Genomic DNA, 16,944 nt, shown 5'->3' with positions numbered 1-16,944 from the left:
CCGCCTCCCCCGTCCGATGGGGAGGCGGGCCGCGGCCCTCGGTCACCGTGCCGCCGTGCGGCTGTTGCGCCTACAGCGCCGGACCGCCCGCCGGCTGCGGCTCGAACCGGCGCAGCTCCGCCGCCAGTTCCGCGTGCACCCGTGCCTTGAGCAGCGTGCCGTCCTCGGTGTGCGTCTCGGAGAGCACCTCGCCCTCGCTGTGCACCCGCGAGACCAGCTTGCCCTCGGTGTACGGGACGAGCGCCTCCAACTCGACGGAGGGACGCGGCAGTTCCTCGTCGATGAGGGCACGCAGCTCCTCGACGCCCTGTCCGGTGCGCGCGGAGACCGCGATCGCCCGGCTCTCGGCGCGCAGCAGCCGCTCCAGCACCAACGGGTCGGCCGCGTCGGCCTTGTTGACGACGACGATCTCGGGCACGCCGGCGGCTCCCACGTCCCGGATCACCTCGCGTACCGAGGCGAGCTGCTCCTCGGGCGCGGGGTGCGCGCCGTCCACCACGTGCACGATCAGATCGGCGTCGGCCACCTCCTCCATGGTGGAGCGGAACGCGTCCACCAGGTGGTGCGGCAGATGCCGGACGAAGCCGACGGTGTCCGTCAGCGTGTGCACGCGGCCGCTGGGCGTCTCGGCCTTGCGTACGGTCGGATCCAGCGTCGCGAACAGGGCGTTCTCCACGAGGACGCCCGCGCCCGTGAGCCGGTTGAGCAGCGAGGACTTGCCGGCGTTGGTGTATCCGGCGATCGCCACGGACGGCACCTTGTTGCGCCGCCGCTCCTGCCGCTTGATCTCCCGGCCGGTCTTCATCTCCGCGATCTCCCGGCGCATCTTGGCCATCTTCTCGCGGATCCGGCGCCGGTCGGTCTCGATCTTGGTCTCACCGGGGCCACGGGTGGCCATGCCGCCTCCGGCCGAGCCGGAGCCGCCGCCGCCCATCTGCCGGGAGAGCGACTGACCCCAGCCGCGCAGCCTCGGCAGCATGTACTGCATCTGCGCCAGCGAGACCTGTGCCTTGCCCTCTCGGGACTTGGCGTGCTGCGCGAAGATGTCGAGGATCAGGGCCGTACGGTCGACGACCTTGACCTTGACGACGTCTTCGAGGTGGATGAGCTGTCCGGGGCTCAACTCACCGTCGCAGACGACGGTGTCGGCCCCGCTGTCGAGCACGATGTCCCGCAGCTCCTGTGCCTTGCCCGAGCCGATGTAGGTGGCCGGGTCCGGCTTGTCGCGCCGCTGCACCACCCCGTCGAGGACGTGGGCACCCGCCGTCTCCGCGAGGGCGGCGAGCTCCGCGAGGGAGTTCTCCGCGTCCTGTGCGGTGCCGGAGGTCCACACGCCGACGAGCACCACGCGCTCCAGACGGAGCTGCCTGTACTCGACCTCGGTGACGTCCTCCAGCTCGGTGGACAGACCCGCGACGCGGCGCAGCGCGGCACGCTCGCTGCGGTCGTACTGATCGCCGTCACGTGCACCGTCGATCCCGTCACTCCAAGCGACGTCCTCTTCCATCAGGGCGTCGGCTCGGCGGTCGGAATCGGCGACACGCTGGCCATGGTGAGGAAGAGAAGAGGAGAAGGTCATTGGGTCCTTACGTCGAAGTGAGAGACACGGGGCGGCGGGACTGCCGGGCTCCCTGCACTGGCAAACGCCCGTACGGCGGTGTTGATTCCCGCTCCCGGCCCCGCGAAGCACGTCCGGTGCCGCTGGAAATGGTGGCACGCGCCCCCTCCCGCGTCACCCGGATTTGCGCCAGCCGCCGCTCCCGTACCGCGGGCACGGGGCCCGCGGTACGGCAACGACGGGGATCCGGCGGTCCGTTCAGGAGCTGCGCCAGTCCGGGTGGCCCGGCATCGGCGGCGTCTTCTTCCCGTACAGCCACCCCTTGAGGAACGCCGTCAGATCCTTCTTGGCGACGGCGTTCGCGAGGCGGACGAAGTCGGCGGTGGAGACGTTCCCGTCGCGGTGCTGTGTGATCCACTCCCGCTGGAGACGTGCGAAGCCCTCGTTGCCGATCTTCTCCCGCAGCGCGTAGAGGGCGACGGCCGCGCCGCCGTAGACGCTGTCGCGGAAGACGTCGGTCTTGTTGCCGGGCCGCGGCGGGTGCAGCCGGGCGGGCGGCCCCTGGGTTTTGCGCCAGCCGTCGGACTTCTCGTACGCCTTCTTCGCCTGCTCGGTCAGCGAGGGGCCGCCGCGCTCGGCGCCGTAGAGCCACTCGTACCAGGTCGCATGGCCCTCGTTGAGCCACAGGTCGTCCCACGTGCCCGGGGTGACGCTGTCGCCGAGCCACTGGTGCGACAGCTCGTGCACCATGACCGACTCCTTGTACCAGGAGGGCACGGTACGGGAGGTGAAGAGCTGCTTCTCGAAGAGCGACAGCGTCTGGGTCTCCAGCTCGAAGCCGGTGGTGGCGTCGGCCATCAGCACCCCGTACGTCTCGAACGGGTAGGTGCCCAGGCGCCGTTCGAGCCAGCTCATCTGCCGGGGCGTCTTCTTCAGCCACGGCTCCAGTTGCCTGCGGTCGCGCAGCGGCACCACGTCGCGCAGGGGGATCCCGTGCGGACCCTTCGTACGGCGCACCCAGGACCGCCCGATCGAGACCTGGGCCAGCTCGGTCGCCATGGGGTGCGCGGTGGCGTACGTCCAGCGTGTGTCCTTGCCGCGGCGCTCGGTCCCGCGCAGCCGTCCGTTGGCGACGGCGGTCAGCGCCTCGGGGGCGGTGATGCGGACGGTGAAGCGGGCCTTGTCGGAAGGGTGGTCGCTGCCGGGGAAGACGCGGTGCGCGGCGTCGGCCTGGTTGGCCATGGCGAGCCCGTCGCGGGTGCGCACCCAGCCGCCGTCCCGGGTCCCCGTGGGGCTGGTGTGCCGGACGACGACGCGCATCCGCTCGCCGCGGCCGGGGGCCCTGGCCGGGGTGACCACCAGGTCCTCGCCCGCCTGCCGGTAGCGGGCGGTACGTCCGCCGACGGTGACCGAACGCACCGTTCCGGAGGCGAAGTCGAGGTTGAAGCGCGGGAGTCCGCCCTTCGCGGTGACGCGGGCGTCGATGACCGTACGGGCGTCGAGGGGGTCGGTGTTGCGGCCGCCGTAGCGGAAGGAGAGGTCGTACGCGCGCACGTCGTACCCGGGGTTGCCCAGATGCGGGAAGAGACGGTCGCCGACGCCGAGCGGCGCGGGCTCCGGCGGTGCCGCGCCGGCGAGCGCGAGGACGGCGCAGGCGACGACGGCGGACGTACGCGCGTGCCCGCGCAGCCGCCCGCGCCGTCGGGCACGGGCCGGTACGGGCGCTTCGGCGGGGTCGTGGAGGGGGTGGAGGGAGGTGTGGACGGGCCTTTTCACGGGAGAAGAGGAGTCGACCATGCATGAGTGCTATCAGCGCACCGGACGGCTCCCGGTCCGGCACATCAGCGGCACACCCGAAAGAAGTCCCGCACGGCAACGGGCGGGACGGTCAGCGTGCCGGCAGCGGACGCGCGGCCCGCGTCACGTCGTAGACGCCGGCCACACCGCGCATCGCGCGCATCAGCGCGGGAAGCTGGGCGGCGTCGGGCAGGTGGAGCGTGTACGTGTGCAGGACGCGCTGCTCGCGCGGCGGCTCGACCTCGGCGGCGACGACGGTCGCGCCCTGCGCCGCGATGATCTCGGTCAGATCGGCCAGCAGATGAGTCCGGCCCAGCGCCTCCGCCCGCAGCGTCACCCGGCACCCGGAAGCGCCCTGCTCCCAGCGCACCGGCACGGGCCGCCGCCCCGTGGAGGTCATACGGGCCACCGAGTGACAGCTCTCGCGGTGCACGGTCACGGCACCGCCCCGAACCGCGAACCCCGTGACGCTGTCCGGCGGTACGGGCGTGCAGCAGCCCGCGAGACGTACGACCGCATGCGGGTCGTCCGCGACGACGGAGGCCACGGCCGCGCCGTCGGAGCCCTTCGCCGTCGCCGCTCCCCTGTGGCACTCGCGTCCCCGCGCGCTCTCGGCACGGCCCACGGCGCCGGGCAGGGCCGCCGCGTGCGCCTCCGTGCGGGGCGCCGCGACCGCGCCCGGCCCGGCCTGCGGATCCGTACCGTTCCCCGTCCCGTTCTCCGTCTCGGAAGTGCCCGGGTGGGTCGCCAGCCAGTGCCGGATGGCGATACGGGCGGCGGGCGTACGGGCGTGGTCCAGCCACTCCGGCGAGGGGCCGGACGGCACCGCAGCGGCGGCGGGCTCCATGAAGAGCTGCACGGCGTCGCCGTCCCGCAGGGCGGTGCTCAGCGCGGTCAGGCGTCCGTTGACGCGGGCGCCGATACACCGGTGCGCGGCCTCGCCGTACTGCCCGTACGCCGCGTCGACGCACGTCGCGCCCGCGGGAAGCGGAAGGGCTCCCCCGCCGGTCGCGGGCGCCGCTCCGGGTGAGGCGCAGTACACGGTGATCTCGCCGTCCTGCGCCAGTTCGTCCCGCAGCTCCGCCCAGAAGGTCTCGGTGTCCGTGGCGTGGCTCTGCCACTCCAGCAGCCGGGCGAGCCAGTCGGGGCCGCCGGGCTGCTCGGCGCTGCTCTCGCCGTCCGCGGCCGCGGCGTGCGGGTCGCCCAGCGCGATCACTCCGGCCTCGGCGACGCGGTGCATCTGCCGTGTGCGGACGAGGACTTCGGCGACCCGGCCGTCCTCGTCGGCGATCGCGGTGTGCAGCGAGCGGTACAGGTTGAACTTGGGTGCGGCGATGAAGTCCTTGAACTCCGCGACGAGCGGCGTGAAGCAGGTGTGCAGCTCGCCGAGGACCGCATAGCAGTCGGCGTCCTCCTCGACCAGGATCAGCAGCCGCCCGAAGTCGCAGGGCCCCAACTCCCCGCGTTTGAGCCGCAGTCGGTGCACCGAGACGGTGTGCCGGGGGCGGATGAGCACCTGCGCGGCGATGTCCGCCTCGCGCAGCAGCCGCCGTACGGAGGTGGCGACGCCCGTCAGCGGATCCGGCTCGCGCGCGTTCTCGGCGATCAACTCCCGTGCCAGCTTGTGCTCTTCGGGGTGGAGGATGGCGAAGGTCAGATCCTCCAGCTCGCTCTTGAGCGCCTGGACGCCGAGGCGTTCGGCGAGCGGGATCAGCACGTCGCGGGTGATCTTGGCGATGCGCACCTGCTTCTCCGGGCGCATCACGCCGAGCGTGCGCATGTTGTGCAGCCGGTCGGCGAGCTTGATCGACATCACACGGACGTCGTTCCCGGTGGCCACGAGCATCTTGCGGAACGTCTCGGGCTCCGCCGCCGCCCCGTAGTCCACCTTCTCCAGCTTGGTCACGCCGTCGACGAGATAGCTGACCTCCTCGCCGAACTCCTCGCGCACCTGCGCCAGCGTGACGTCCGTGTCCTCGACGGTGTCGTGCAGCAGCGAGGCCGTCAACGTCGTGGTCTCGGCGCCGAGTTGGGCCAGCAGCAGGGTCACCGCGAGCGGGTGCGTGATGTACGGGTCGCCGCTCTTGCGCATCTGGCCGCGGTGCGAGGACTCGGCCAGCAGATACGCACGGCGCAGCGCACCGAGGTCGGCTCCGGGGAAGTGCGCGCGGTGCACCTTGGCCACGTGCTCCATCGCGTCGGGCAGGCCGTCGCGGCGGGGGGTCTGGCCCAGCAGGGCCATGCGGCTGAGCCTGCGCAGACTCCTCACGGCACCTCCTGCTGATCCGCGTTGATCAAGCTGGTCACACCGGGCCCGCCGCCGGCGGTGCACGGCTGGCTCCGGGCCAGCGATGCTACCGATCCCAGCACACCCTGATGGCCCGGTCCTGCGCAGCGTGAAACGGATCACCCGTCCGAGCGACCTTGCACCGTCCGGGAGTTGAGGACGCGGGCGCTGAACGGCCGTCAGAACCGGGGCATCGGCCGCACACCGTACGGAACCTCACGCCCCGAGCCGGCCGAGGTCCACCAGCCCCTCGGCGACGATCACCGCGGGCCCGGTCATCTCGACCTCGCCGTCGGCCCGTTCGGTGATCACGAGGGTGCCCCCGGGCACCTCGACGGTGTACGTCGCGTCCTCGCCGTCCGCCACCGGGTCCAGACCGTCGCGCCGTGCCGCCGCGACCATCACGGCGCAGGCGCCCGTACCGCAGGAACGCGTCTCGCCGGAGCCGCGCTCGTGCACGCGCATCGCGACGTGCCGCGGACCGCGGTCCGCGACGAACTCGACGTTCACACCGGCCGGGTAGGCCGCGGCGGGCTCGACGAGCGGAGGCTGCAACAGGGCGCCCGCGTCGGCGAGTTCGCCGACGAAGACGACCGCGTGCGGGTTGCCCATGCTCACGTGCACCGCCGGACGGGCAGCGTCCTCCGGCCGCTCCGCGACCCGTACCGAGACATCGCCGCCGGGCAGCGCCGCGCGTCCCATGCGGACGGTGACGCCCGAGCCGTCCTCCGCGAGACGGGTGTGCCGCACCCCGGCCCGGGTCGCGACGGGGACCTCGCCGGGCTTGACCAGACCGGCGCGCTCCAGATGCCGTACGAAGACCCGTACGCCGTTGCCGCACATCTCCGCGACCGAGCCGTCCGCGTTGCGGTAGTCCATGAACCACTCGGCGTCGGAGGCCGCCGCGCGTGCCTCCGGGTGCGCGGCGGAGCGTACGACGTGCAGCAGTCCGTCCCCGCCGATCCCGGCTCTGCGGTCGCACAGCCGCGCCACCGTCCGAGGGGGCAGCTCCAGCAGACCGTCCGGGTCGGGGAGGATCACGAAGTCGTTCTCGGTGCCGTGCCCCTTGAGGAACGGCACGGACTGTGCGCCGGTCATGCCGTGAATCGTACGCCGCGGGGCGTGCTCCGGCCGGGCCGGGCGTCAGGCCCGCAGCCTGGCCACGCGCCAGATCGCGAGCACCACGACGGTGACGACGACGGCCGCGTACAGGGCGGCGATCCGCCAGTCCGGACGCTCCCCGGAGTCCGGCGCGGGCAGGCCCGGCCAGGACAGCCCGGCACGGCGGGCGGCGAGCACGGCCCAGCCGGCCGCGCAGCCGCAGATCAGCAGTCCGAGCATGGAGACGACGGCGCCGGTGCCGCCGCCCGGTTCGAAGGCGAGCGGGAAGGCGAACATCAGCGAGCCGAGCGCGCTCAGCACCACGATGGGGGCGAGCTGCCAGACCCGGAGCTTGCGCTGCGGGCGCAGTTCCTGGGGCTCCACGTCGCCGCCGTCGGCGTCGGGCGGTGCGTCGTCGGGGTCCGGCTCGTCCGCGGCGAGGTCGTCCGCGGACAGCTCGTCGGAGCCGAGACCGTCGGACGCCGGGTCGTCGGAAGCGAGGTCGCCGACAGCGAGGTCGTCGGCAGCAAGATCCTCGGAAGTCCGGCCGCCGCGCGGCGGAAGGGCCTCCTCCGGCTCGTCCTGACGGGCGCGGCCGGCACGTGCCTCACCGTTGCCGAGGTGCGCGGCGTCCGCGGGCTCGTCGAGCCCCGTGAGGCCGTCGATACGTCGCACGGACCTGGAGCGCTCCACCTCGTCGACGGCGGTCTCCTCATTGTCACGAGGGCCGGCCTCCATCGCCACCCGCCCTCCCAACTACGACTTCAGGCACCGATCGATGGTCGATGATGGCACGCCCGTATGGCCCCGGAAGACGCCCGGGACGTCCCGATGCCATGACGTGATCAGGCTGTGACCGCTCCTTCGAGCAGGGCCAGCGCCTTCCCGGTCAGTTCCGGCCGGTCGGCTTGTGCGCCGCTCAGCCAGTGCACGCGGGGGTCGCGGCGGAACCAGGAATCCTGGCGGCGCGCGAAGCGCTTCGTGGCCCGTACGGTCTCCTCCCGCGCCTCCCGCTCGGTGCACTCACCGGCGAGCGCGGCCAGGACCTGCTGATAACCCAGCGCACGCGAGGCGGTACGGCCCGTGCGCAGTCCGGCCGCCTCCAACTCCCGTACCTCCTCCACGAGTCCCTCCGCCCACATCCGCTCGACGCGGGCCGCGATGCGCTCGTCCAGTTCGGGGCGGTCCACGTCGACGCCGACCTGGACCGTCTCGTAATAGGCCTCGTGGCCGGGAAGGTTCGCCGTGAAGGGGCGGCCCGTGATCTCGATGACCTCCAGGGCGCGCACGACGCGGCGCCCGTTGCTCGGCAGGATCGCGCGGGCCGCCGCCGGGTCCGCCGCCGCGAGGCGCTCGTGCAGCGCTCCGGAGCCCCGCGCGGCGAGTTCGTCCTCCAGCCGCGCGCGCACCTGCGGGTCCGTGCCGGGGAAGTCCATGGCGTCGATGGCGCCGCGTACGTACAGCCCGGAGCCGCCGACCAGGACGGGGACCCGGCCCTCGGCGCGCAGCCGCTCGATCTCGGCGCGGGCCAGGCGCTGGTACTCGGCGACGCTGGCGGCGTCCGTGACCTCCCAGATGTCCAGCAGACGGTGCGGGACGCCCCGGCGTTCGCCCGGTGTGAGCTTCGCCGTGCCGATGTCCATGCCCCGGTAGAGCTGCATCGAGTCCGCGTTGATCACCTCGCCGCCGAGGCGGCGGGCGAGCGCGACGCCCAGGTCGGACTTGCCGGCGGCGGTCGGGCCGACGACGGCGACGACGGGCGGCGCCGCGGCGGAGGTTCCGGCAGAGGTCCCGGCAGAGGCGGCGGGCGGTGAGGGAGGCGGATCGGCGGCGTTCACGCCGTCAGTCTCGCAAACCCCGCGCATCGCTCCGTACTCGAACGAGCGACGTTACGGCGGTCCCGCAGGCGTCGTTGCCTGTGCAGAGGCTCGGAGAGCCGGATTCCGTACGGTCCCGCCGCCCGGCGGGAGGGGGCGCTCGTTCCCGGTGCGCCGGATCGCCGCCGGGTCAGTAAGGTCAGGAGTGTGGATATGGGCGTGTTTGCAAGACTTCTGCGCCGTTCTTCGGGTTCGCCCCGTAAGCCGGCCGCCGGTGCCGTCCCGGCCCCCGAGACCGGGGCGGACGGGAAGGCGAAGGAAGAGGAGGTCGCGGCGGCGGGAGCCGGGGACGGTTCCGAGGACGTCGGCATCCCGAAGCAGCAGTCAGCGGACGGTGCAGCCGACAGCGAAGCCGCGGACGACGCCCGCAACTGAACTGCCGCACAGGCACACCGGACGGAAGGAAGGTGGCCGCCATGGGCTTCATGGACAAGGTCAAGGGGATGCTGGGCCAGCACAGCGAGAAGGTCTCGAAGGGCATCGACAAGGCCGCGGACATGGCCGACTCGAAGACCAAGGGCAAGTACAGCGACCAGATCCGGACCGGCACCCAGAAGGCCAAGGAGCAGACCGACAAGTACGGCCGCCAGGGCGGTGGCTCCGAGGGCGGCCACGGCGGCGGGAAGGGCCGGCAGGGTTCCTGACCGCACGCCGCCGACACGGGCGTGTGCTCGCCGGGAGACCGGCGGGGCACGCCCGTTCGCGCACCCCGCCCCTTTGCCGTCCGGTTCGTCCTCCGGGCTCAGGTCCAGTCGGCGACGAAGTAGCCGACGCCGTACGGGGCTTCGTCGTAGCGCAGCTCGCCGCGCAGCCCGCTGCCGTTCCCGGGCTCGCCGTCGTCGGTGCCGGCCGTGCCCGCGGCGCCCGCGAGCACCTGCCAGCACGAGCGGCCCGAGGCGTTCAGCTCGTACGCCAACTCCTCGTCCAGCGCCAGCAGTCCGCGGGCGTCGGCGGCGCCGAGGGCACGGGCCGCCGCCGCGTCGAAGGCCGTGGCCCGCTCGTCGAAGTAGCCGGGGGCCTTGACCGTACGGCAGTTGGTGCCGTCGCCCATCACCAGCAGCGCCAACCGCTCGGTGCCGCCCGCGAGTTCGCGTCCGGACTCCTCGCACCGCGCACGGCTGAGCGGTTCGCCGACGCCGAGGCCCTCGACGGGCGCCGCCGTCCATCCGGCGCGCTCCAGCAGCCATGCGCCGACGGCCAGGGACGAGGGCAACGGCCTTGCGTCGGCAGGGGGATCGCCCTTGCCGAGCGGGACCTCCAACTCCACGCCGTAGCCGCGGAAGGAGCCCACCGAACCCTGCGGGTGCGGGCCCCGCGCGGCCTGCTCCGCCGGTCCGATCACGACGAGCCGGTCGGGACGCGCGCCCGCGAGGCGGTCGATCGCCTCGCCGCAGGCGGCGCGTGCGGCGTCCATCTCGTGGGCCGCCGCTCCGGCGACCTCGGGAACGAGCAGGGGCGGACAAGGGCAGATGGCGGCGGCGACAAGCATGGCGCGCAGCCTAACGCCGCAAGTCGCTCTGCGTAACCATGCGATCCGGACTCGTACCGGTGGGGGCGCAGCGCCCCGGTTGACGTCTCAACAGGCCCGCGTGCGGCGGCCGTTCAGCACACCGAGCAGCCGCCGCCCGCGTCGGCGGGCAGCGGTTCGGGGGCGCCGACGGTGGGCAGCCCGAGCATCACACCCGTCCCCTGCGCGCCGGCGGACGCGGGTGCGGCCTGCCGTGCCTCCCAGGCGTCGCCCGCCCGCGTGCGGCGCACCGCCGAGGGCGGGCGCTCGGCGAGCAGATGGTGCGGCGCCGCGTACGTCACCTCGACGGTGACCATGTCGCCGGGGCGCACCGGCTGCCGGGGACGGGCGAAGTGCACGAGCCGGTTGTCGGGTGCGCGTCCGGACAGCCGCCTCGTGGCGTCGTCCTTGCGCCCCTCGCCCTCGGCGACGAGCAGTTCCAGGGTGCGGCCGACCTGCTTCTTGTTCTCCTCCCAGGAGATCTCCTCCTGGAGTGCGACCAGCCGCTCGTACCGTTCCTGGACGGTCTTCTTGGGGATCTGCCCGTCCATCTCGGCGGCGGGCGTCCCGGGCCGCTTGCTGTACTGGAAGGTGAACGCCTGCGCGAAGCGGGCCTCGCGCACGACGTGCAGCGTCTCCTCGAAGTCCTCCTCGGTCTCGCCGGGGAAGCCCACGATGATGTCCGTCGAGATCGCCGCATGCGGCATCGCGGCGCGCACCTTCTCGATGATGCCGAGGAAGCGCTCCTGCCGGTAGGAGCGGCGCATGGCCTTCAGCACGCGGGACGAGCCGGACTGGAGCGGCATGTGCAACTGCGGCATCACGTTGGGCGTCTCGGCCATCGCCTCGATCACGTCGTCGGTGAAGTCGCGCGGATGCGGCGAGGTGAAGCGGACGCGTTCCAGGCCCTCGATCCGGCCGCAGGCGCGCAGCAGCTTGCCGAAGGCCTCGCGGTCGCCGATGTCCGAGCCGTACGCGTTGACGTTCTGCCCGAGCAGCGTGATCTCGGTGACGCCCTCGGCGACCAGCGCCTCGACCTCGGCGAGGATGTCACCGGGCCTGCGGTCCTTCTCCTTGCCGCGGAGCTGCGGAACGATGCAGAACGTGCAGGTATTGTTGCACCCGACGGAGACGGAGACCCAGGCCGCGTAGGCGCTCTCGCGCCGCGTCGGCAGCGTCGAGGGGAACGCCTCCAGCGACTCGGCGATCTCGACCTGCGCCTCCTCCTGGACGCGGGCGCGCTCCAGGAGCACCGGCAGCTTGCCGACGTTGTGCGTGCCGAAGACGACGTCGACCCAGGGGGCCTTCTTCACGATCGTCTCGCGGTCCTTCTGCGCCAGGCAGCCGCCGACCGCGATCTGCATCCCGGGGCGTGCGGCCTTCTTGGGCGCGAGCTGGCCGAGGTTGCCGTAGAGGCGGTTGTCGGCGTTCTCGCGCACCGCGCAGGTGTTGAAGACGACGAGGTCCGCGGGGGCCGCGTCGCCCGCCGCGCCCTCGGGCGCGCGCACATAGCCCGCCTCCTCCAGCAGGCCCGCCATCCGCTCGCTGTCGTGGACGTTCATCTGGCAGCCGAACGTCCGCAGCTCATAAGTCTTCGCAGTCATCTCAGTCGGACAGGGTACGCGTTCGGACGGTGCGCACGCCTCTCGCTCCCGGGCCGCTCACGGCTCCCGCCGACCGTACGGGCCGGGCCCAGGACCGCAGGGGCTCAGCCCTTTCCGGGAGCCGCGGAGGTGAGCGGGAAGGCGACGCCGCTGAGGCTCTCGGTCAGGCTCCACAGGCGCTCGGCGTCACGCGTGTTGCGGGCGGCGGCGCTGCGGCGGGCGGGCGCGGGGTGGCCGCGGCTCTCCATCAGCCTGCCGGGACCGGTGTAACTGCCGCTGGGCAGCGGCTGGGTGGCGGCGTAGAGCGTGGGCAGGGCGCCCATGGTGTCCGACTGTGCGACGAGCCGGTTGGCGACGGCCATGAAGGCGTTCTCGACCGTGCTGCCGGAGTGGGACTGGAGGTTCGTCGCGGCGTAGCCGGGGTGTGCGGCGTGCGCGGTGACCGGCGATCCCACGGCCTCCAGCCTGCGGGCCAGTTCGGCGGTGAAGAGCAGGTTGGCGAGCTTGGACTGTCCGTAGGCGCCCCAACGGCTGTACTTGCTGCGGGAGTTGAGGTCGTCGAAGGCGATGCGGCCCGAGCGGTGCGCGAAGGAGGAGACGGTCACGACGCGGCCGGTGATGTGCGGCAGGAGGAGGTTGGTGAGCGCGAAGTGGCCGATGTGGTTGGTGCCGATCTGCATCTCGAAGCCGTCGGCCGTGCGGCGCTCGGGGATCGCCATCACACCGGCGTTGTTGATCAGGATGTCGATCTCGCCCTGCCACTCCTCGGCGAAGGCGCGTACGGAGGCCAGGTCGGCGAGGTCGAGGCGGCGCACCTCGGTGCTGCCGTGCACCGTCGCGGCGGCGGTGTCGCCGCGGGCGGTGTCCCGTACGGCGAAGACGACGTGCGCGCCGGCGCGGGCCGTCTCGCGGGCGGTGACGAGGCCGAGGCCGCTGTTGGCGCCGGTGACGACGACGGTGCGGCCGGTCAGGTCCGGAAGCTGCTGTGCGGTCCAGGGGGTGGTCTTCATGGCAACGAATGTAGTCAGTGACAACATCCCTCGTCAACTCCCGCCCCGCGCGCCGCCGTTCCCCGCCGGTACGGGCCGCCCTCTCCCGCCCGTACCGGGCCGCTGACCTGGGGCGGTCGGATACTCTGCCGCCATGTGTGCCCGCTCCTACCACCACGGCAATCTCCGCTCCGCCCTCCTGATACGGGCCGAGGAGACGCTGCGCGAGCGGGGCGTACAGGCGCTCTCCCTGCGCGAACTGGCCCGCGCCACAGGCGTCAGCCACGGCGCACCCCGCCGCCACTTCGGCGACCGGCAGGCGCTGCTGGACGCGCTCGCCGAGGACGGGTTCGCACGCCTCGGCCGCGACCTCGACGACGCCGTGCGCGAGGCCGAGCCGGATTCCATCGCGCGGTTCCACGCCCTCGCCCGCGCGTACGTCCTCTTCGCGACGCGGCACGCGGCGCTGCTGGAGCTGATGTACGCGGGGAAGCACCGGGAGGGCGCCGAGCCGGTGTACGAGGCGGCGGAGCGGGCGTTCGCCGTGGCGCTGGGGGTGATCTCGGCGGCGCAGGAGGCGGGCGAACTGGTCCCGGGCGACCCGGAGTCGCTGGCGAAGGTGGCACTCGCGACGCTGCACGGGCTGGCCGCCATGGCCAACAGCGGGATCCTCGCCGGTGAGGAGCTGGAGAGCGTCGTACCGGACGCGGTCGAGCGGCTGCTGTGGGGGCTGCGCCCGCGGTGAGCCCAGGTCCGGCGCGTGCCGGGCCGTACGGATCCGTACTGTACGGATCCAGGCCGTACGGGAACGGGCGGGGAGACCGGCGGGAGGCCGGCGGAGGGCCGCATTCCGCTGTCGCCTCCGTATCGAGCTGATATCGCGTCTCGCATCCGGCGCCCGCGGCTGGCACGATCACCGTCCATGGTGAGCCTCCGCCGTTTCACGCGCCTCGACGGTCGCGTCCCGCGCCCGCAGCGGCGGTACGTCGTGCGCGCCGCCGCGGCCGTGGCCGTCGTGCTCGGGGTGCTGCTGTGGTGGCTGGTGCCCGCCGGCAGCTCCTCCCCCAGCGGCACCGTCTCCTTCGCCACCGGCGTACCGACCGGCGTGTACGCGCGCTACGGCTCCCTGCTGAAGGACCGGCTGCACCGCGAACTGCCCGATGTACGCGTGCGGTTGCTCCCCAGCCAGGGCTCGGTGCAGAACCTGGACATGGTCACCTCGGGCAAGGCCTCCTTCACCATCGCGGCCTCCGACGCCGTGGCCACCTACCGCGACGGCAAGGAACCGGGCTCGGACCGGCTGCGCGCGTGCGCGCGGCTCTACGACGACTACATCCAGCTCGTCGTCCCGGCCGGTTCGGGCGTGCGCAGCGCGAAGGACCTCAAGGGGATGCGGGTCGGCGTCGGCCAGGAGCGCTCCGGGGTCAACCTCATCGCGGGGCGGCTGCTGAAAGCGGCGGGCCTGGACGTCGACAAGGACGTGCACGCGGTGCGCCAGGGCATCGACCGCATGCCGGACCTGCTGGAGAAGGGCAAGATCGACGCGTTCTTCTGGTCCGGGGGCCTGCCGACCACCGCGATCGAGAACCTGTCGGCCCGTACCAACATCCAGCTCGTCCAGCTCGGCGACCTGGTGGAGAAGCTGCACGCGCTCCAGCCGGAGACCCGCCACTACCGCGCCGCCGTGATGCCCGCCGACGCCTATCCGGCGGTGCAGCAGGGCGAGCCGGTCAACACCGTCGCGGTCGCCAATCTGCTGGTGACGACGGACCGTACGGACACGGCCCTCACGGAGGGCATGACGCGCGCGGTGCTCAACAGCCGCGACCAGATCGGCGAGAAGGTCCACGCGGCCCAGAAGGTCGACCGCCGTACGGCGATCTACACCGCGCCGCTGCCGCTGCACCGCGGGGCGCGGCACTACTACCGATCGGTCAAGCCGTAGCGCCGAGCCGCGAGTTCACGCACGCACGGTCGCGGTGGGGCCCGACAGGCCGTCGGTGCCGCGGAGTTCAGGGCCGGAGGCCGCGGAAGGTGCGGCGCAGATCGTCCACCCAGGCTCCCGGGACCTCCCAGGGGATGAAGTGGCCGCCGCGCTCGTGGGCGGTGACGTTGACGTGGTGGAACCAGGCGGCCTGCGGGCTGTTCTCGAACCACCGGACGCGCTGTTCGGCGGTGTGGACGCCGGGCGGGTTCTCGTAACCGACGAGCGTGAGACCGGCCGGTGCCTGCACGACGGGGGTGCGGTCGTGGGAGGGCGTCCAGGGGTGGCGGTTGGCGTTGGCGTAGTAACGCATCGACGTGGCCGCTGAGTTGTTCACCCAGTAGATCGTGGCGTGGGTGAGCAGGTCGTCCTTGGTGAAGACGGACTCGACGTCTCCGCCGTTGTCGCTCCAGGCACTCCAGCGCTCCAGCAGCCAGGCCAGCAGCCCGGCGGGCGAGTCGCTGAGTCCGTGGGCGAGGGTGGCGCCGTCGAGCATGTGCGCGCTGAGGTGGACGGCCGAGCGGCGGTCGAGTTCGACGATGCGGGCGCGGACGTCGTCGGGCTGGTCGTCGGTGAGCGGGCGTCCGCGGGCGAAGTCCCAGGCGCGCGGCCCGTTGAAGAAGTCGAGCGGCAGCCCGGAGCCGATGTGGATGCCGTAGAGGTGGTCGGCGTACTTGTGGCCGAGCTGGCTGGAGATCAGGCCGCCGATGTCGCAGCCGCCCGCCGCGTACCGGTCGTGGCCGAGGGTGCGGGTCATCAACAGGTGCCACAGATCGGCGACTTTCCAGAAGTTGACGTCGGGGAAGCCGGTGAGCGGTCCGGGGAAGCCGAAGCCGGGCAGCGAGGGGACGATGACGTCGAAGGCGTCGGCGGGGTCGCCGCCGAAGGCGCCGGGGTCGGCGAGCGGGTCGAGCACCTTGGAGAAGTGCCAGAACGTCCAGGGCCAGCCGTGGCTGAGGATCAGCGGGATCGGACGGGGGCCGCGGCCGGGCTTGCGCAGGAAGTGCACAGGGACGCCGTCGACGGTGACCCGGTGCTGCGGATAGGCGTTGAGGGCCGCCTCGGCCCGGCGCCAGTCGAACCCGTCGGCCCAGTAGGCGACCAGTTCCTCCAGATAGCTGCGGGGGACGCCGTAGGACCAGTCCTCGTTGGCCTCGTCCACCGGGGGACGGGTCCGTGCGAGACGGTCGCGCAGATCCTCCAGTACCTGGTCGGGGACGTGGATCGGGACGTGCTCCAGGGGGAAGGGCTCCAGGGGGAAGGGCTCGGCGGTCATCGGCGGCTCCGGCGCTCGTCGCGGGTGTCGGGAAGGCCGCGGGACCCGGCCGCGTCCGTCCCTCCGTCCGGGAGGAACCGGGCCAGCTCCCACGGGTCGTGCGCGCTGAAGACCGTGACCTCGTCCGGGTGTTCGCGGCGCAGCTCCCGCAGCCGGTCGCGGGTGGCGACGCGGGCCGCGGCGTCGGTCTGTGCGCCCTGCTGTACGGGGTCGAGCACGGGGTGGGAGACGGGCGGGGTCTGCTCCAGTTCGCCGTGGTAAAAGTACGCGTCTCCCGCGTGCAGCAGCCACCTGCCGTCGTCGCCGCGTACGGCGACGCCCGCGTGCCCGGCGGAGTGGCCGGGCAGCGGCACGATCGCCAACTCCCGCTCCACGCCCAGCGGATACGCCGCGCCCCGGAAGCCGAACCAGGTGCCGTCTCCCTCCTCCGCCCCTTCCGCGGGGACCGGCGCCGGCGTCAGCAGCGGACCGTGCGCCCGGTGGGCGGACATGAAGCGCTCCAGGCTGTGGACGTGGTGCGGAGCGGCGGGATCGGTGACAGCCCGGTACTCCTCGGGGTGCACATGCACCCGCGCGTGCGGGAAGTCGGGCAGCCCTCCGGTGTGGTCGCGGTGCAGGTGCGTCAGGACGATGTGCCGTACGTCCTGCGGCGCGTACCCGAGGCGTACGACCTGCCGCAGCGCGCTCTCCTCGGGGTCCAGCGCGGGCTGCGCGTACGCGACCCAGTCGGCGCCGAGCGCCGCGTCCGGGTCCCGGCGGTCGGCGGTGCCCAGACCGGTGTCGACCAGCACCAGCCCGTCCGACGGCGTCTCGATCAGCAGGCAGTGGCACACGAGGGCCGCTTCGCGGCCGGGTTCGTCCGCCGCAGGCCCGACCGACGCGGCCTCGTCGCCGGGCAGTGGAATCTTCCGCAGCGAGCCGCAGTTGAGGTGGTGGATGCGCATCGGGCCCCCTGGAGGCGAGC

15 protein-coding genes are annotated in these 16,944 nt (G+C 72.9%); 4 read left to right on the top strand and 11 right to left on the bottom strand.

The window, feature by feature from the left end; translation table 11 throughout:
- Positions 1 to 70: 70 nt before the first annotated feature.
- The 6 genes from hflX to miaA form a co-directional block, all read right to left on the bottom strand.
- Complete coding sequence (hflX, locus tag AN218_RS23890; RefSeq protein ID WP_070018958.1) at positions 71 to 1,579, bottom strand: GTPase HflX; 1,509 nt, start codon at positions 1,577 to 1,579, stop codon at positions 71 to 73.
- 237 nt (positions 1,580 to 1,816) lie between these two features.
- Positions 1,817 to 3,355, bottom strand: a complete 1,539-nt coding sequence (locus tag AN218_RS23885) for a M1 family metallopeptidase (protein WP_079132515.1) — start codon at positions 3,353 to 3,355, stop codon at positions 1,817 to 1,819.
- Positions 3,356 to 3,446: 91 nt separating this feature from the next.
- The gene (locus AN218_RS23880) at positions 3,447 to 5,597 is read right to left on the bottom strand and encodes a RelA/SpoT family protein (protein WP_070018957.1); all 2,151 of its coding nucleotides are present in this window, start codon (positions 5,595 to 5,597) and stop codon (positions 3,447 to 3,449) included.
- A 261-nt stretch (positions 5,598 to 5,858) separates the two neighbouring features.
- On the bottom strand, positions 5,859 to 6,740 hold the full coding sequence (dapF, locus tag AN218_RS23875) for a diaminopimelate epimerase (RefSeq protein WP_070018956.1): 882 nt from the start codon (positions 6,738 to 6,740) through the stop codon (positions 5,859 to 5,861).
- A 45-nt stretch (positions 6,741 to 6,785) separates the two neighbouring features.
- Positions 6,786 to 7,418: a hypothetical protein gene (locus AN218_RS38440; RefSeq protein WP_244900640.1), complete on the bottom strand. Its 633-nt coding sequence runs from the start codon at positions 7,416 to 7,418 to the stop codon at positions 6,786 to 6,788.
- 170 nt (positions 7,419 to 7,588) lie between these two features.
- Positions 7,589 to 8,581 carry a tRNA (adenosine(37)-N6)-dimethylallyltransferase MiaA gene (miaA, locus tag AN218_RS23865; protein WP_070018955.1) on the bottom strand — a complete coding sequence of 331 codons (993 nt, stop codon included), beginning with the start codon at positions 8,579 to 8,581 and terminating at the stop codon, positions 7,589 to 7,591.
- A gap of 192 nt (positions 8,582 to 8,773) precedes the next feature.
- On the opposite strand from miaA, the gene AN218_RS23860 reads away from it, so the two are divergent.
- Both AN218_RS23860 and AN218_RS23855 read left to right on the top strand, forming a co-directional pair.
- Positions 8,774 to 8,995 carry a hypothetical protein gene (locus AN218_RS23860; RefSeq protein ID WP_070018954.1) on the top strand — a complete coding sequence of 74 codons (222 nt, stop codon included), beginning with the start codon at positions 8,774 to 8,776 and terminating at the stop codon, positions 8,993 to 8,995.
- Between the two features lie 41 nt (positions 8,996 to 9,036).
- Positions 9,037 to 9,264, top strand: a complete 228-nt coding sequence (locus AN218_RS23855) for an antitoxin (RefSeq protein WP_070018953.1) — start codon at positions 9,037 to 9,039, stop codon at positions 9,262 to 9,264.
- Positions 9,265 to 9,362: 98 nt separating this feature from the next.
- Here the strand turns inward: AN218_RS23855 and AN218_RS23850 are convergent, their stop codons facing one another.
- The 3 genes from AN218_RS23850 to AN218_RS23840 all read right to left on the bottom strand — a co-directional run bounded on the left by AN218_RS23850 (position 9,363) and on the right by AN218_RS23840 (position 12,741).
- Positions 9,363 to 10,109: a class III extradiol dioxygenase subunit B-like domain-containing protein gene (locus AN218_RS23850; protein WP_070018952.1), complete on the bottom strand. Its 747-nt coding sequence runs from the start codon at positions 10,107 to 10,109 to the stop codon at positions 9,363 to 9,365.
- Between the two features lie 113 nt (positions 10,110 to 10,222).
- Entirely contained in the window at positions 10,223 to 11,731 is a 1,509-nt protein-coding gene (miaB, locus tag AN218_RS23845; protein ID WP_070018951.1) for a tRNA (N6-isopentenyl adenosine(37)-C2)-methylthiotransferase MiaB, read from the bottom strand.
- A 104-nt stretch (positions 11,732 to 11,835) separates the two neighbouring features.
- A complete protein-coding gene (locus AN218_RS23840) occupies positions 11,836 to 12,741 on the bottom strand; it encodes an oxidoreductase (RefSeq protein WP_070018950.1) in 906 nt (301 codons plus the stop codon).
- A gap of 133 nt (positions 12,742 to 12,874) precedes the next feature.
- Between AN218_RS23840 and AN218_RS23835 the strand changes: the two genes are divergently transcribed.
- Positions 12,875 to 13,465 carry a TetR/AcrR family transcriptional regulator gene (locus tag AN218_RS23835; protein ID WP_070018949.1) on the top strand — a complete coding sequence of 197 codons (591 nt, stop codon included), beginning with the start codon at positions 12,875 to 12,877 and terminating at the stop codon, positions 13,463 to 13,465.
- Between the two features lie 177 nt (positions 13,466 to 13,642).
- Complete coding sequence (locus AN218_RS23830; RefSeq protein ID WP_070018948.1) at positions 13,643 to 14,665, top strand: TAXI family TRAP transporter solute-binding subunit; 1,023 nt, start codon at positions 13,643 to 13,645, stop codon at positions 14,663 to 14,665.
- Between the two features lie 67 nt (positions 14,666 to 14,732).
- Here the strand turns inward: AN218_RS23830 and AN218_RS23825 are convergent, their stop codons facing one another.
- Both AN218_RS23825 and AN218_RS23820 read right to left on the bottom strand, forming a co-directional pair.
- Positions 14,733 to 15,980 (bottom strand): epoxide hydrolase family protein, encoded by a 1,248-nt coding sequence (locus AN218_RS23825; RefSeq protein WP_070018947.1) that lies wholly within the window; start codon positions 15,978 to 15,980, stop codon positions 14,733 to 14,735.
- Positions 15,977 to 16,924 (bottom strand): MBL fold metallo-hydrolase, encoded by a 948-nt coding sequence (locus AN218_RS23820; protein ID WP_079132513.1) that lies wholly within the window; start codon positions 16,922 to 16,924, stop codon positions 15,977 to 15,979. Before AN218_RS23820 ends, AN218_RS23825 begins: the two co-directional genes overlap by 4 nt.
- Positions 16,925 to 16,944 lie beyond the last annotated feature (20 nt).

This window comes from Streptomyces nanshensis (genome assembly GCF_001751255.1).
Classification (GTDB): domain Bacteria; phylum Actinomycetota; class Actinomycetes; order Streptomycetales; family Streptomycetaceae; genus Streptomyces; species Streptomyces nanshensis_A.
This window is presented reverse-complemented; position numbering and strand designations above follow the sequence as displayed.

Coding starts and splice junctions, on each gene's coding strand:
- AN218_RS23855 (WP_070018953.1), top strand. CDS start 9,037: ATGGGCTTCATGGACAAGGTCAAGGGGATGCTGGGCCAGCACAGCGAG.
- AN218_RS23820 (WP_079132513.1), bottom strand. CDS start 16,924: ATGCGCATCCACCACCTCAACTGCGGCTCGCTGCGGAAGATTCCACTG.
- AN218_RS23840 (WP_070018950.1), bottom strand. CDS start 12,741: ATGAAGACCACCCCCTGGACCGCACAGCAGCTTCCGGACCTGACCGGC.
- miaB (WP_070018951.1), bottom strand. CDS start 11,731: ATGACTGCGAAGACTTATGAGCTGCGGACGTTCGGCTGCCAGATGAAC.
- hflX (WP_070018958.1), bottom strand. CDS start 1,579: ATGACCTTCTCCTCTTCTCTTCCTCACCATGGCCAGCGTGTCGCCGAT.
- AN218_RS23885 (WP_079132515.1), bottom strand. CDS start 3,355: ATGGTCGACTCCTCTTCTCCCGTGAAAAGGCCCGTCCACACCTCCCTC.
- AN218_RS23830 (WP_070018948.1), top strand. CDS start 13,643: ATGGTGAGCCTCCGCCGTTTCACGCGCCTCGACGGTCGCGTCCCGCGC.
- AN218_RS23880 (WP_070018957.1), bottom strand. CDS start 5,597: ATGGCCCTGCTGGGCCAGACCCCCCGCCGCGACGGCCTGCCCGACGCG.
- AN218_RS23825 (WP_070018947.1), bottom strand. CDS start 15,980: ATGACCGCCGAGCCCTTCCCCCTGGAGCCCTTCCCCCTGGAGCACGTC.
- dapF (WP_070018956.1), bottom strand. CDS start 6,740: ATGACCGGCGCACAGTCCGTGCCGTTCCTCAAGGGGCACGGCACCGAG.
- AN218_RS23835 (WP_070018949.1), top strand. CDS start 12,875: ATGTGTGCCCGCTCCTACCACCACGGCAATCTCCGCTCCGCCCTCCTG.
- AN218_RS23860 (WP_070018954.1), top strand. CDS start 8,774: ATGGGCGTGTTTGCAAGACTTCTGCGCCGTTCTTCGGGTTCGCCCCGT.
- AN218_RS23850 (WP_070018952.1), bottom strand. CDS start 10,109: ATGCTTGTCGCCGCCGCCATCTGCCCTTGTCCGCCCCTGCTCGTTCCC.